Annotated in this window: 7 protein-coding genes; 4 read left to right on the forward strand and 3 right to left on the reverse strand. The window is 64.9% G+C overall.

The annotated features are described in order from the left end of the window. Positions 1–23: 23 nt before the first annotated feature. Together AC25MA_RS17330 and recQ are read right to left on the reverse strand one after the other, a co-directional pair. Complete coding sequence (locus AC25MA_RS17330) at positions 24–461, reverse strand: MarR family transcriptional regulator (protein ID WP_028691103.1); 438 nt, start codon at positions 459–461, stop codon at positions 24–26. A gap of 138 nt (positions 462–599) precedes the next feature. Further along, positions 600–2,747, reverse strand: coding sequence for a DNA helicase RecQ (gene recQ, locus AC25MA_RS17335; RefSeq protein WP_088852883.1), 2,148 nt, complete (start codon positions 2,745–2,747; stop codon positions 600–602). A gap of 244 nt (positions 2,748–2,991) precedes the next feature. Between recQ and AC25MA_RS17340 the strand changes: the two genes are divergently transcribed. Both AC25MA_RS17340 and AC25MA_RS17345 read left to right on the forward strand, forming a co-directional pair. Further along, entirely contained in the window at positions 2,992–3,579 is a 588-nt protein-coding gene (locus AC25MA_RS17340) for a YecA/YgfB family protein (protein WP_028691105.1), read from the forward strand. A gap of 8 nt (positions 3,580–3,587) precedes the next feature. Then, positions 3,588–3,950: a YbaN family protein gene (locus tag AC25MA_RS17345; protein WP_028691106.1), complete on the forward strand. Its 363-nt coding sequence runs from the start codon at positions 3,588–3,590 to the stop codon at positions 3,948–3,950. A gap of 174 nt (positions 3,951–4,124) precedes the next feature. Here the strand turns inward: AC25MA_RS17345 and AC25MA_RS17350 are convergent, their stop codons facing one another. Beyond that, positions 4,125–11,234, reverse strand: a complete 7,110-nt coding sequence (locus tag AC25MA_RS17350) for a retention module-containing protein (RefSeq protein WP_486972235.1) — start codon at positions 11,232–11,234, stop codon at positions 4,125–4,127. Positions 11,235–11,722: 488 nt separating this feature from the next. Here AC25MA_RS17350 and AC25MA_RS17355 point away from each other — a divergent pair, with 488 nt between their 5' ends. Together AC25MA_RS17355 and AC25MA_RS17360 are read left to right on the forward strand one after the other, a co-directional pair. Beyond that, entirely contained in the window at positions 11,723–13,096 is a 1,374-nt protein-coding gene (locus AC25MA_RS17355) for a TolC family outer membrane protein (RefSeq protein ID WP_028691108.1), read from the forward strand. 77 nt (positions 13,097–13,173) lie between these two features. Beyond that, positions 13,174–15,309, forward strand: a complete 2,136-nt coding sequence (locus AC25MA_RS17360) for a type I secretion system permease/ATPase (protein WP_145978846.1) — start codon at positions 13,174–13,176, stop codon at positions 15,307–15,309. Positions 15,310–15,324 lie beyond the last annotated feature (15 nt).

The following is a 15,324-nucleotide window of genomic DNA, read 5'->3' on the forward strand; positions in this document are numbered from 1 at the left end:
TTGCCCCGCGATTGATGAAGGGTTCAGGACTTCTCGAGATTATCGAGAATCTTCGCATGCACGCGCATGCACACTTCCATGTCGGCCTCGTCTATGCCGGTGAACAGCTCGAGGCGCAAGGCGTTGGCGATGGTCTCGATCTGATCGATCAGCGGCTTGGCCGGCGGGCACAGCAGGATCTTCTTGGCCCGGCGGTCTTCCATCACCGCCTGGCGGCGTACCAGCCCCTGGCTCTCTAGGCTGTCGAGCAAGCGCGCCAGGGTCGGGCCTTCGACGCCCACGCTCTGGGCCAGCTCACGCTGGGTCGGCGCCTCGTCGAACCTGGCCAGGTGCAACAGCACCAGCCAACGGGCTTGCGACAGGTTGAGCCCGGCCAGGCGTCGGTCCAGTTCGGCACGCCAGCCCCGAGACATCTGGGCCAGCTGCATGCCGAAGCGGTGTTGGTTGTCGGTCAGGGGCATAAGCAACTCAATGAATAGAACTAATTATTAGCCAGCTAATCATGGCCCGGCCAATCAGGCAAGGTTCGACGCCTCGGAAATTGCTGATAATCATGTAAGGGTATGACAAAGGTCAGCAATTGGCGCAAATGCCGGCAATCACAAGCCGAACTCCACCGCCAGCGCCGCCCGTACGCAATGCAGGACGCCTTCCGGCACCCGCGGGCCAAACAGCGGCGCCACGCCGGACACCGGCGGCAACTCGCCCTCGCCGTCGAGGAAGGCGTCCTGCACCTCCATCATCAGCTCCTCCGGCAGGTCCAGGGCCTGCTCCAGGCTCAGTTCCTGGCGGCCGATGGCCTCGGCCAGCAAGCTGTAGACGTTCTTCTCGGTGCAGTTCAGTTGCCCGGCGATCTGCGCCGGGGTCATGCCGGCGCGGGCCAGGCTGACCAGTTCGTGGCGCAGGTCGAGCACCACCTTCGGCGCCTCCTCGGTGCCGCCGGCGCCGTTGAGCACCTCGAGGAAGGCCTGGCCGTAGCGCTCCAGCTTGCGCGCGCCGACACCGCTGACCTGGGCCATGTCGCTGAGGCTGGTGGGCATGCTGCGCAGCATCTCCAGCAGCGTCGAGTCGGGGAAGATGACGTAGGGCGGCACGCTGTGCTCTTCGGCCAACTTGCGCCGCAAGGTACGCAGCGCTTCCCATAGTTCGCGCTCCTCGGCGCGCACCAGTTGGCTGGCCGGGCTGCCGCCACTGCCGCCGGAGGCCTTGGCCGCGATCTGCGGCTTGAGGTCGCGGCGCAGTTGCAGGTTCACCTCGCCGCGCAGCAACGGCCGGCAGCTGTCGGACAGGCGCAGGCCGCCATAGCCTTCCAGGTCGATATCCACCAGGCCACGGGCCACCAGCTGGCGGAACAGCGAGCGCCATTCGGCCTCGGCCAAGGCCTTGCCGACGCCGAACACCGAGAGTTTCTCGTGGCCGAAATTACGTACTTTTTCGGTGTCCTTGCCCAGCAGCACATCGACCAGGTGGCCGACGCCGTAGCGCTGGCCGGTGCGGAACACCGCCGACAGCGCCTGACGGGCAGGTTCGGTGGCGTCCCAGGTCTGCACATTGTCGACACAGTTGTCGCAATGCCCGCACGGCTGATCGAGCACTTCGTCGAAGTAGGCCAGCAACGACTGGCGACGGCAGCGGGTCTCCTCGCACAGCGCCAGCATGGCGTCGAGCTTGTGCTGCTCGATACGCTTGTGGCGCTCGTCGCCCTCGGAGTTCTGCAGCATCTGCTTGAGCATCACCATGTCCTGCAGGCCGTAGGCCATCCAGGCATCCGAGGGCAGACCGTCACGGCCAGCGCGGCCGGTCTCCTGGTAATAGGCCTCGAGTGACTTGGGCAGGTCAAGGTGGGCGACGAAGCGCACGTTGGGCTTGTCGATGCCCATGCCGAAGGCGATGGTCGCGACCATGATCAGCCCTTCCTCGTTGAGGAAGCGGTGCTGGTTGGCGGCGCGGGTCTCGGCGGCCAGGCCTGCGTGGTACGGCAGCGCCGGGAAGCCCTGGTCGCACAGGAAGGCGGCGGTCTCGTCGACCTTCTTGCGCGACAGGCAATAGACAATGCCGGCGTTGCCGCGGCGCTCGCCGAGGAACGCCATCAACTGCTTGCGCGGCGATTCCTTGGGCACGATGCGGTAGAAGATGTTCGGTCGGTCGAAACTCGACAGGAAGCGCTCGGCGCCCTGCAGGTGCAGGCGCTGGACGATCTCCTCGCGGGTGCGCATGTCGGCGGTGGCGGTCAAGGCGATGCGCGGCACATGCGGGAATAGCTCGGCGAGCTGGCCCAGTTGCAGGTACTCGGGACGGAAGTCATGACCCCACTGCGACACGCAGTGAGCCTCGTCGATGGCGAACAGGGCAATGTCCAGGCCGCGCAGGAAATCCAGCATGCGCGGCTGGACCAGACGCTCAGGGGCCAGGTAGAGCATCTTCACCTCGCCACGGCGCAGGCGCCCGGCCAGGTCGCGCTGCTGCTCGGCGCTGAGGGTGGAGTTCAGCGCCGCGGCGGCCACGCCCAGCTCGTCGAGGGTGGCGACCTGATCGTCCATCAGCGCGATCAGCGGCGACACCACCACGGTCAGGCCCGGGCGCAGCAGGCCAGGTACCTGGAAGCACAACGACTTGCCACCACCGGTGGGCATCAGCACCAGGGCGTCGCCGCCGCCTGCCACACATTCGATGATCGCTGCCTGGCGCCCGCGGAAACTGTCGTAACCGAAGACATCCTTGAGGACGCGCTGAGCCTGTTCGAGCATTTGCCACTCCAAAATCGCCGTACCATCCTGGACTCAGGCTGGACGATAAATCCGCCGCGCACACATCGAATGCGTAAGCGGTTTTTGCCAGATGGCAGGAAAACGCCACCAGAGCACGAAAAACTGCGGAGTATACCCGACTGCCCCACCCCCGGCATGCCCCGCGGACAGACGTTCCCTTTGCCCCGCAGCCGCCGCAAGGTGCTAGAATTCACTATCGTTTATTCCCCAAGGTAGCCCTGTAATGTCCTTCGCCGAGCAACTGACCCGCCTGCAAGCCTTCCTCGACGCCGATGAGTTGCACGAAGAAGCGCTGGACTACGTCGCCGCCCACGGCTACCTGACCGCGCTGTCGATCTGCTCCGAGGAAGTTCCAGAACGCGAATGGATCGACGCGCTGTTCGCCGAAGAACCGCACTATGCCAGCGATGCCCAGCGCACCGAGATCGAGGCCACCCTGGTCGCGCTCAAGGCGCACATCGCCCGCCAACTGGCCAGCGACGAAGAATTCGACCTGCCCTGCGAGCTGGACCTGACCGACGAGCCGGACGATTCCGACCTGCGCGGCTGGTGCATCGGTTTCATGGAGGGCGTGTTCCTGCGTGAAGAGGCCTGGTTCGAGAACGCCGAGGAAGAAGTCAGCGAAATGCTGCTGCCGATCATGGTCGGCTCGGGCCTGTTCGACGAGCAGCCGGAGTTCGCCGACATCGCCGGTAACGCCAACCTGCAGGACGACATGATCGTGCAGATCCCCGAGGCGCTGAGCGCCCTGTTCCTGCTGCTGCACGCCCCCGAAGAGAAACCTGCCCTGCTCAAGCCGCGCCACCACTGATCGACGTGGTGCGCTACCTGCTGCTGGCCGCCGGCTGGCTCAGTGTCGCGCTCGGGGTGGCGGGGATCTTCCTGCCGGTACTGCCCACCACCCCGTTCCTGCTGCTGGCGGCGGCCTGTTTCGCCCGCAGCTCGCCGCGCTTTCACCACTGGCTGGTGAATCATCCGAAACTCGGGCCATGGATCCGCGACTACCTCAGCGGCGAGGGAATTCCGCTGCGGGGCAAGGTTTATGCGATCGGCCTGATGTGGGCCAGCATCGGACTGTCCTGCTACCTGGTGCCGTTGTTCTGGGCACGGGTGTTCATGCTGACCAGCGCGGTGCTGGTCAGTACCTGGATCCTCAGGCAGAAGACCCTGCAGCGACCGTAGCGAGCACAATACTCACCCTGTGGGAGCGGCCTTGCGTCGCGATAGGGCCGCGAAACGGCCCCACCGAACTTTGCATCAACGCTGAAATCCTGGGGCCGCTCTGCGGCCCTTTCGCGACGCAAGGCCGCTCCCACAGGGAAACGCGCAACGCCCTATCGTCAGCAAGACAGCCGCTTACACCGTATCCACCTTCAACGAATGGTCATTGAGCATGCCGGTGATGATGGTCGCCGTGTCATGCCCCGCCGCGATCACCCCGCCCGCCCCGGCGGCGACCCCGTAGTGCTGCGCCAGGTCCACCCCGGCCAGGTCGATGGTCTGGGTCGGCGCCGCGCCGGCGATGCTGCTGACTTCGATGGTCGACACCACGTTGACGCCGCTGCCACTGACCTTAAAGTGCAGGTAGTCGTCCAGCGACGCGCTGGTGGCGTTCTCGCCCTGCAACAGTTGCGACAGGTCCAGCCGATCGCTGCCCGGGGTGAAGTCGGTCACGGTGTCGTGCCCGGTATCGCCCTTCTGCCAGACGAAGGTGTCGTTGCCGCTGCCACCGGTGAGGGTGTCATCGCCGCGCCCGCCGATCAGGATGTCATTGCCGGCACCGCCCCTGAGCACATCGTTGCCCGCGCCACCGTTGAGCAGGTTGTCGCCGTCGTTTCCGGTCAGGGTGTCGTTGTAGTCCGAGCCGATCAGGTTCTCGATGCCGGTAAGAGTGTCCAGCCCCGCGCCGACGGTGTTCTGCTGGCCGACATGGCTCAGGTCGACGGTCACGCCACTGGTTGCCCTGGCATAGCTGGCGGTGTCGTTGCCGGGGCCGCCGTCGAGCAGATCATTGCCCGGCCCGCCAATCAGCAAGTCGTCGCCATCGCCGCCATACAAGCTGTTGTTGCCTGCGCCGGCCACCAGCACATCGTTGCCGGCGCCGCCGTGCAGGATGGTGTCACCCGCCCCGGCCAGCAGCACATCGTCCCCTGAGGTACCGGTGAGGGTATTGCCGGCCTGGTAGGTGATATCCACCGCTCCAGTGGCCGTGCCGCCATGGTTGTCGCTGACGGTGTAACTGCCGTGGTAGTCGTCGTTGCTGGCGTTGCTGTAGTCCACCACCAGGCTCAGCTTGTAGTTCTCGGCGGCCTTGCTGTTACCGGAGGCGTTCTCGGTGTTGATCACATGGATGCTGTACACGCCGCCATGGGTAGCCGTGAAGCTGCCGCCATCGGCAATGGTCTGGTAACTGCCGCCGGCGTCCTTCCACTCCATCAGCAGGTTGCCGGCGGGCCGGTCATGGTCGAGGGTCAGGGTCTCGCCCTTGCGCAGGGTGACCGTCAGGGTGTCCTCGTCGTTGGCGTTGGCGGTGCTTATCGAACCCAGGTAACCGGCCACCACCAGGGCGGCGGTCATGCTGCCATTGAGGCTGGTGAACTCGCTGCGGGCCAGGTCGCGCAACTGGTTCTCGGCCTTGTTGGCGGTGGCGTTGAAGGTGATGGTCTGGGCCTGCGTACCCGCCGTGAAGCCCGCGCCCTTGTCGGCGAAGTTGGTGTTGAACGTAGTTGGCGCGGCACTCAGGGTATCGTGGTCCGGATCGCTGTCATTGGCCAGCAAGGCCTCGGCCGGCACACTCAGGGTGGCGCCCTTGATGTTGGTGATGATGTGGTCGGCGCCGGCGACCGGCGCGCCATTGCCATTGATGTTCACCGTCAGGCTAGCGCTGCGGGTATCGCCGTCGTTGTCGCTGGCGGTAAAGCCGAACTTCTCTACCTGGCCGCTGCCGTTGTCCTTCGGCGGTGTGTAGGTGAACTCGCCGCTGTCCATGTTCACCACCAGGGTACCGCCCAGGCCGGTCTTGATATTCAGGCTGTTGCTCACGGTGTCGAACGAGGCCTTGTCCACCCCGCCACTGACCGCATAGCCGCCCTGCCCGCCATTGGCCTTCGGATCATAGGTGTAGGTAGTGCCGTCCACCAGCAGCGCCTTGATGAAGCCGCCGTCGGCCCCGAAGTCGCCGCCGCTCATCAGGCTGCCGGTGATCGGCGCGCCCTGCACCGTGCCGGAGAGCACCGCACTCAGCTGGCTGAGGTCGGTGACCACCACCGAGTTGGTGTCGGTATGGCTGCTGCCGTCGTAGGCCAGCGGATTGAGGTTGCCTTCGTTGACGCCGCTGCCCATGCCGATGGCGTAGGACTTGATGCCGTTGTTGTCGAGGAAGGTTTCCCAGGCAGCCTCGCGCGGCGCTGTCATGGCGTGGCCGTTGGTGGGCTCGCCGTCGGAGAAGAAGTAGCTGATGTTCTGCGCACCCACCAGCTTGCCGGTGGTGGCGAAGGCTTCCTGGGCCTTGGTGGCCGCCGAGTCGTAGTAGGTCGAGCCGCCGGGATTGAGCCCGGCGATCAGGCTCTTGGCCTCGCTGATGGAGACCCACACGGGTGTCTTGATCTCGGCGCCGGTGCCGAAAGTGACGATCTGCACCTTGATGTCGCCCATCTCGTCGTACTTGTCGAGCAAGGCATTGATGGCCTGCTTGGCCAGCTCCAGGCGGGTCAACCCCGGCACGCCGGAGCTTGCGGCCATGCTGCTGGACACATCCACCACCAGCAGGATGTTGGAGTCCACCTGGCCGGGCGTGATACTGCGCACCGCGCACTGTACCGTCGGCACATCGTCGACGATGTTGATGGCGATGGTGCTGGTGACAGTGTTGCCCAGGGCGTCGGTGGCCTTGTAGGTGAAGTACTCGTTGACGGTGTTGGCCCCGTCGTTGGCGCCACCCGGGGTCTTCGGCGCCGAGGTCAGGGTGTAGGTATAGGAGCCGTCTGCGTTGAGCTGGATCTGGCCGTACTGGCCCACGGCGTTGCCGACCAGGCTGTAGGTCAGGGCGCCGACGCCACCATGCACCGAGCCGACCAGGCTGCCGGAGGCCGTCTCGCCGGTGGAGTTCGGATCGCTGCCGGTCACGCTGCCGGCGGCCAGGTCGTTGCCATCCTTGTGCAGGTCCAGGGCTTTTTCGTAGACGGTGACGTCGTTGTCCTCGCACGCCACCAGTTTGCTGTCCTGGACATTGATGCGGATGGTCGTGGTGCTCTCGTCGCCATCGGCGTCGCGGATGGTGTAGACGAAGCTGTCGGTTGCCCCGGTGGGCGGCACGCTATTGGGATTGGCGTGGTAGGTGGCGTTGCCCTGGCTGTCCAGGGTCAGGTAGCCATACTGGCCGACGATCGTATCGCCGACATGGCCGATGGCTGACGTCGAGGTGTCGGAGCCTGCTCGCACGCCGACCACGTATTGTCCGTCGGCACGTACATCGGCGCCGACCACATCGTTATCCAGCACGTTGCCGCTGACACTGGCGCCTTCCGTGACCGAAGCCACATCGCAATGAGCCTTGGGCACATCGTCGACGATGCTGACCACGATGGTGCTGGTGGTGGTGTTGCCGAGCGAGTCCTTGACTTGGTAGGTGAAGCTCTCGGTGACCACATTCGGGCCGTCGTTGGCATGGTTGGGCGAGTTCGGCGCCGAGGTCAGGGTGTACGTGTAAGTGCCATCGCCGTTCAGCTGGATCTGGCCGTACTGCCCGGTGGCGTTGCCCACCAGGGTGAAGGTCAGGGCGCCGACGCCGCCACTGACCGAGCCGGCCAGCGAGCCGCTGGTGGTTTCCGTGGTGGCATGCGGATCGCTGCCGGTGACCGTGCCGGCGGCCAAGTCGTTGCCATCCTTGGTCAGGTCCAGGGCTTTCTCGTAGACCTTGGCCGTGTCGTCCGGACAGGCGACCAGCGAGATATCGTGCACGTCGATGGTGATGGTCGTCGTGCTCTCGTCGCCATCGGCATCGCGGATGGTATAGACAAATACATCGGTGGCACCGGGCGGCGCCACGCTGTCGGGGTTGGCGTGGTAGGTGGCGTTGCCCTGGGCGTCGAGGGTCAGGTAGCCGTACTGCCCAACCACATTGCTGCCCAGCTGGCCGATGGCCGAGGTCGAGGTGTCGGCGCCTGCGCGCACGCCGACCACGTACTTGCCATCGGCCGGCACATCCGCGCCGATCACATCGTTGACCAGCACGTTGCCGCTGACCGTGCCGCCTTCATAGACGTTGGCGAAGTCGCTGTGGGCCTTGGGTACGTCGTCGACGATGCTGATCACGATGGTACTGGTGGTGGTGTTGCCCAGCGAATCCTTCACCTGGTAGGTGAAGGTTTCCGTCAGCACGTTCGGCCCATCGTTGACATGATTCGGCGAATTTGGCGCCGAGGTCAGGGTGTAGGTGTAGGAGCCATCGGCGTTCAGAAGGATCTGGCCGTACTGGCCGGTGGCGTTGCCGACCAGGGAAAAGGTCAAGGCGCCCACTCCGCCACTGATGGAGCCGGCCAGCGATCCACTGGCCGTCTCGCCTGTGGCGCCAGGATCGCTGCCGGTGACATTGCCACCGGCCAGGTCATGGCCGTCCTTGATGAGATCGAGCGCCTTCTCATAGACGGTCACGCCGCTGTTGGGACCCGCAATGAGCGAACAGTCGTGCACGCTGATGGTGATGGTGGTGGTGCTCTCATCGCCATCGGCATCGCGGATGGTGTAGACAAACACATCCGTGGCACCGGCCGGCGCCACGCTGTCGGGGTTGGCGTGGTAGGTGGCATTGCCTTGGGCGTCGAGGGTCAGGTAGCCATACTGCCCAACCACATTGCTGCCCAACTGGCCGATGGCCGATGAGGACGTGTCGCTGCCCGCGCGCACGCCCACCACATACTTGCCGTCGGCCACCGTATCGGCACCACTCACATCGTTGACCAGCACGTTGCCACTGACCGTACCGCCTTCATAGACGTTGGCGAAGTCGCTGTCGGCCTTGGGCAGGTCATCGACGATATTGACGTCCAGCGAGCCACTGGCCGTGCTGCCGTCGGTATCCGTGGCCGTGACGGTGAAGTGCTCCGTGAGGCTGTTGGCGCCGTCGCCGTTGGCGTGGCTCTCGTTGTCCAGCAAGGTGTAGCTGTAGCTGATCACGCCCGTGGTGGGGTTGTAGCCGGTGATGGTCAGGGTATTGCCCAAGGCCGTGGTGATCGACTGCGGGAAGCTCGCCGCCACGCCGCCGCTGACCACGCTGATGCCGCCGACGCTCAAGGATTGCAGGCCATCCGGCGCGCTGACCGTGAAAGTGCCGCTCTGGGTCAGAGCACCCGGGTTCGGCGCGCTGCCATCGGCCAGGTTCTTCTCGTAGACGGTCAGTTCGCCACCGTTCACGTCCAGCCCGCCCAGGGTCACCGGGTCGTTGAGGTTGCTGACATTGAGGGTCAGGGTCGCGGTGCTGGTGTCGCCGTCGGCATCCTTCAGGGTGTAGGTGAAGGTCTCCACCCCATTGCCACCGCCGTGCAGGTTCTTGAAGTCCGGGTCGTTGGTGTTGAGGGTGTAGGTGTAGGAACCGTCCGCCGCCAGCACCAGGGTGCCGTAGGTGCCAACGAAGGTACCGGCCACCACCGGACCGCTGGGGATCCGATCCGCCCCCTGGAGGTCATTGCTCAGCACATTGCCGCTGAGTTCCACATGCTGTTCGGTGGCAGCGGTGGCATTGGTGTCGTTCACAGCCTTGGGCAGGTCATCGACAATATTGACGTCCAGCGAGCCACTGGCCGTGCTGCCGTCGGTATCCGTGGCCGTGACGGTGAAGTGCTCCGTGAGGCTGTTGGCGCCGTCGCCGTTGGCATGGGTCTCATTGTCCAGCAAGGTGTAGCTGTAGCTGATCACGCCCGTGGCCGGGTTGTAGCCGGTGATGGTCAGGGTATTGCCCAGGGCCGTGGTGATCGACTGCGGGAAGCTCGCCGCCACGCCACCGCTGACCACGCTGATGCCGCCGACGCTCAAGGATTGCAGGCCATCCGGCGCGCTGACCGTGAAAGTGCCGCTCTGGGTCAGGGCGCCCGGGTTCGGCGCGCTGCCGTCGGCCAGGTTCTTCTCGTAGACGGTCAGTTCGCCACCGTTCACGTCCAGCCCGCCCAGGGTCACCGGGTCGTTGAGGTTGCTGACGTTGAGGGTCAGGGTCGCGGTGCTGGTGTCGCCGTCGGCATCCTTCAGGGTGTAGGTGAAGGTCTCCACCCCATTGCCACCGCCGTGCAGGTTCTTGAAGTCCGGGTCGTTGGTGTTGAGGGTGTAGGTGTAGGAACCGTCCGCCGCCAGCACCAGGGTGCCGTAGGTGCCAACGAAGGTACCGGCCACCACCGGACCGCTTGGGATACGGTCCGCTCCCTGGATGTCATTGCTCAGCACATTGCCGCTGAGTTCCACCTGCTGCTCGGTGGCGGCGGTGGGATTGCTGTCGTTTACGGCCCGTGGCACATCGTCGCGGATGATCACGTCCAGGGATCCGCTGGCCACGTCGCCATCCGTATCGCTGACCAGCACCGGGAAATGCTCGCCCAGCGTGTTGGTACCCGTGCCGTCAGGGTGATGCTCGGCGCCGGTCAGGGTGTAGCTGTAGCTCACCACGCCGGTGGCCGGGTTGTAGCCGGTAATGGTCAGCACATTGCCGAGCCCGGTGACGATGGACTGCCCGACGCCCGTGACCACGCCCGCCGTGACCACATTGATGCCACCGACACTGAGGTTGAACACGCCGTCGGCAGCCACCACCGTGAAACTGCCGGCCTGTGTCAGCGCCGCAGGGTTGCTGGCCGAGCCCTGTGGCAGGTTGGCCTCGTCCAGGGTCAATTCGGCCGGGCTGACCTCCAGGCCAGTGAGGCTGACCGGATTGTCGACCACCGGCGTATTGGCTGGGAGCGGCCCGTCATCGTTGCCATCGAGGCCGCCAAGCTCGAGGTTGGCCAGCAGGGGGAAGCCATTGAATCCCGCGGTGGGGAAACCGATGGTGGGATCCACACGGGCGCCCACTTCAGTCAGTATCACGAAACTGTGGCCTCCGCCGAGCGCCCCCGAAACGCCTGAGGGGTTGCCACCCGCCGCCGTCGCTTCAGCGTCGTGCGTGGGGTCGGCACCTGCGGCAATGGCTTTTTGCAACTGCTCGACATCGCTGAGCTGGGCCTCGCTGGGCTGAGCATCAGGCGCCTGCACATGGGGAGCGCGATTGGCCAGCAGGTCGGTGGTCATCTCCAGGCTGCTGCCGCGACCCAGGGTCAGCTCCGCGCCATTGTGCAAACGCACCGCCACGGCGCCCTCGCTGCCGGTCTCGAGTTGTTCGCCGGCGAACAAGCGGTCGCCTTCCACCAACAGGCGGCGATGACCATCGTCGCCCACCGCGAATACCTGGCCGATCACCTTGCCGACTACACCGACTAATTTAGCCATGAGCGTACGCCTCCCCTGCCGATGGGCTTTTCGCAGATCAAGGCGTGCCGGGTAATGTGCGCAACGTTCCGAGTGCCATGGCTGGTGGATCGCTGCTGTCACGTTCGTGAGAAACCACGCTCCTTGTGACGACTGCCGCGATAGCGAAGAGGGCGAATGGCCATTATCAAGTGCCATTTTTTTGTCGCCAAATTCCGCTTTCGCCTTCCTCCCCTGTCTCCTTAGCTGCAAAAAATCTGGAACTTTCACAAAGGCCCGAAAATCGCCTGTCCCAGCCAATTCCCGTAACCACCTGAATGAAACAATGTCCCGGATTCCTTAGACCGCATAAGTTTTTTTTTGCATATATCTTATGAAAAAATCTTCTTAGCTCGCCCGATAAATGTTCTTAGCTCTGTTGTTACAAACCTGAAACGGTTTGATTCTAATTTTTCGTCATTTTTTTGGCGAACAGCAGGACATTATTCAAGACCAGGGAGATGTACCCCATGCGCGCTTTAACCCCCATCACCAGTGCGATTTTGTTGGCCATGGCGTGTGCCAACAGTCAGGCGATGTCGATCACCGAGGCTGTCCAGAACGCCGTGGACCAGCATCCCGAGATCAGCGCCAGCCGCAACAGCAGGCTGTCGGCCGACGAGGATGTGAAGTTCGCCCGCGGGGGGTACTACCCAACCGTCGATCTGGTCGCAGGCTACGGCCGGCAACGCTCGGACAACACCAACACCCGCGGCTTCAACCCCGACGGCACGCGTAACCACAACAAGGAAACCCTCAACTACACCCAGTCCGAACTGCGCCTGCGGCAGATGCTGTTCGACGGCTTCAACACCTCCAACGAGGTCGCCCGCACCGAAGCGGTGGCCACCTCGCGCGCCTACTACACCCAGGCCACCGCCGAGACCGTCGCCCTGCGCGCCATCGAGGTCTACCTCGAAGTGCTCAAGCGCCGCGAGCTGGTGACCCTGGCCAAGAACAACCTGCAGGCGCACCTGCGGGTCAACGACCAGATCGGCCTGCGCAGCGAGCGTGGCGTGGGCAGCACCGCCGACCTCGACCAGTCCCGCGCCCGTCGCGCCCTGGCCGAGAACAACCTGGACACCGCCGAGGTCGACCTGGCCGACGCCGAGGCCAACTTCTACAGCGTAGTCGGGCGCATGCCGGACGAGCTGGAAACACCGGTCACGATCAAGGGCGAAGTACCGGCCGACCTGCTCAACGCCCGCCAGGGCATGCTGGAGAACAACCCCTACCTGAAGTCGGCCCAGGCTGACGTACGCTCCGCCGAGCAGCAATACGAAGTGGCCAAGTCGCCCTTCTACCCGCGCCTGGACGCGGTGCTGGCCACCGGCGCCAACAACAATATCGGCGGCCAGAAGGGCCACGACAACAACGACTGGCAGGCCGGCGTCGAGCTCAGCTACAACCTGTTCCGCGGCGGCAGCGACAAGGCCCGCCTGCAGTCCGACGCGCACAAGATCAACCAGGCGATGGACATCCGCAACAACGCCCTGCGCGAGCTGAATGAAAACCTCAGCCTGGCCTGGAACGCGATGAACAACGCCCGCAAGCAGACCCCGAGCGCCCGCGAGTACGCCGAAACCACCCAGCGCGTACGCGCCGCCTACCAGGACCAGTTCGGCCTGGGCCAGCGTACCCTGCTCGACGTGCTCGATAGCGAGAACGAGCTGTACAACGCCAACCGACGCTATACCGAAGTGCGCTACACCGAAGAGTTCTCCATGTACCGAGTCCTGGCGACCATGGGTGAGTTGCTGAGCAAGCAGCACATCTCGCTGCCGCCCGAGGCCATCGCCAAGACCGAAGTACGCAACGAGGCGAAACTGCCAGACATGCGCTAGGTTCTGACGAGACAAGAGATTTTTCGCCAGCGCCCGTTTCCCGTCCACCGCGGCAGGAGTAGGCCATCGTGACCAGTATGCAAAGCGCGCAACCGCGCCTGGATGTTGATGATCCGTTGCTCGATGGCCTGTTGATCCTGTGCAAGTTGCACGGCTGCCCTGCCAGCCGCGCCAGCCTGTGCAGCGGCCTGCCGCTGGCCGCGCAGCGCCTGCCCCTGGCCCTGCTGCCCCGCGCCGCCGCGCGGGCGGGGTTGCAGGCGCGGGTTCTGCAGCGTGAGCTGGACGCCATCTCGGCACTCAACCTGCCGGTCTTGCTGATCCTCAACGACGGCCGCAGCGCCGTGCTGCAGCGCTGGGGGGACAACGGCCGGGGCCTGCTGCTGCCGTGCGAAGCCGAAGGCGGCGAGCAGTGGGTCGAACGCGATGCCTTGGCCGAAGCCTACAGCGGCCAGGCCCTGTTCGCCCGTCCCCGTCATACCTTGGAAGAGGTGCGCGCCCCACTGATCCCGCGGGTCAACGCCTGGTTCCGCGACACCGTGCGCCACTCCCGATGGCTGTATGGCGATGCCCTGCTGGCCAGCCTGCTGATCAACCTGCTGGGTTTGATGGTGCCGCTGTTCGTCATGCAGACCTACGACCGCGTGGTGCCCAACCAGGCGCTGTCCACCCTCTGGGTGCTGGTGGCCGGCCTGTTCATCGGCACAGCCTTCGAGCTGGTGCTGCGCATGGTTCGTGCGCACCTGCTGGACCAGGCTGGCAAGAAGACCGACCTGATTCTCTCGGCCACTTTGTTCGAACGCATTACCGGCATGAGCATGAAGGCGCGGCCGGCCACCATCGGCGGCTTCGCCCAGAGCATCCATGACTTCCAGGGACTGCGTGAATTCCTCACCGCGGTCACCCTGACCAGCATCATCGACCTGCCATTCGTGGCGCTGATGCTGCTGGTGATCGGCCTGCTCGGTGGCTGGCTGGTGGTGATCCCGCTGATCGCCTTCCCGCTGGCCGTGGGCCTGGCGCTGTTCATCCAGGTGCGCCTGCGTGACACGGTACAGAAGAGTCTGAGCCTCGGCGCGGTGCGCCAGGCGCTGCTGATCGAGACCCTCGGCGGACTGGAAACCCTCAAGGCCTGCGGCGCCGAAAGCGAACGCCAGTACCAGTGGGAGCACACCAACGGCGCCATCGCCCGCCTCGACGCCCATGCCCGCAACCTGTCCTCGTTGGCCAGCAACGGCACGCTCTTCATCCAACAATTCTGCGGCATGGCCACCATCGTCGCCGGGGTCTACAGCATCATCGCCGGCAACCTCAGCGTCGGCGCGCTGGTGGCCAGCTACATGCTCGGCAGCCGGGTCCTCGCGCCGCTGGGCCAGATCGCCGGGCTGATCACTCGCTACCAGCAGGCGCAGTTGACCATGCGCAGCACCGACGCGCTGATGAGCCTGCCCCAGGAACGCGAAGCCGAGCACCAGGCCCTGGAACACACCGCGCTGCAGGGTGGCATCAGCATCAACCACGCCACGTTTCGCTATGCCGGGCAAACGGCCCCGGCGCTCAATGATGTCAGCGTCACACTCAAGCCGGGCGAGCGCATCGGTATCATCGGCCGCAGCGGCTCGGGCAAGAGTACCCTCACCCGCCTGCTGATGGGCTTCCATCACCCCGAAGATGGCCAGGTTTTGCTGGACAACCTCGACCTGCGCCAGCTGGACATCGCCGACCTGCGCAGCCAGGTCGGCTACGTGGCCCACGACCTGCCCCTGCTGGCCGGCAGCCTGCGCGACAACCTCACGCTCGGCGCCCGCCACGTCAGCGATGCGCGCATGCTCGAGGTGGCCGAGCTGACCGGGGTCAGCGAACTGGCCCGCCAGCACCCGCAAGGCTTCGACCGCCCGGTGGGCGAGCGCGGCCAGCTGCTGTCCGGCGGCCAACGCCAGGCCGTGCTGCTGGCCCGGGCCCTGCTGCTGGAGCCGCCGATCCTGATCCTCGACGAACCCACCAGCCACATGGACAACAGCAGCGAGGAGCAACTGCGCCAGCGCCTGCTGAACTGGGTGCAGGGCAAAACCCTGCTGCTGGTCACACACCGCACCTCGATGCTCAGCCTGGTGGACCGGCTGCTGGTGCTGGACAACGGCAAGATCGTCGCCGACGGGCCGAAGGACGCGGTCATCGACGCGCTGCGCAAGGGCCGTATCGGCGCGGCGCTGTGAACCAACAACCTGGGA

This window comes from Pseudomonas sp. P65(2024) (assembly GCF_057480955.1).

Coding starts and splice junctions, on each gene's coding strand:
- AC25MA_RS17360 (WP_145978846.1), top strand. CDS start 13,174: ATGCAAAGCGCGCAACCGCGCCTGGATGTTGATGATCCGTTGCTCGAT.
- AC25MA_RS17350 (WP_486972235.1), bottom strand. CDS start 11,234: ATGGCTAAATTAGTCGGTGTAGTCGGCAAGGTGATCGGCCAGGTATTC.
- AC25MA_RS17330 (WP_028691103.1), bottom strand. CDS start 461: ATGCCCCTGACCGACAACCAACACCGCTTCGGCATGCAGCTGGCCCAG.
- AC25MA_RS17355 (WP_028691108.1), top strand. CDS start 11,723: ATGCGCGCTTTAACCCCCATCACCAGTGCGATTTTGTTGGCCATGGCG.
- recQ (WP_088852883.1), bottom strand. CDS start 2,747: ATGCTCGAACAGGCTCAGCGCGTCCTCAAGGATGTCTTCGGTTACGAC.
- AC25MA_RS17340 (WP_028691105.1), top strand. CDS start 2,992: ATGTCCTTCGCCGAGCAACTGACCCGCCTGCAAGCCTTCCTCGACGCC.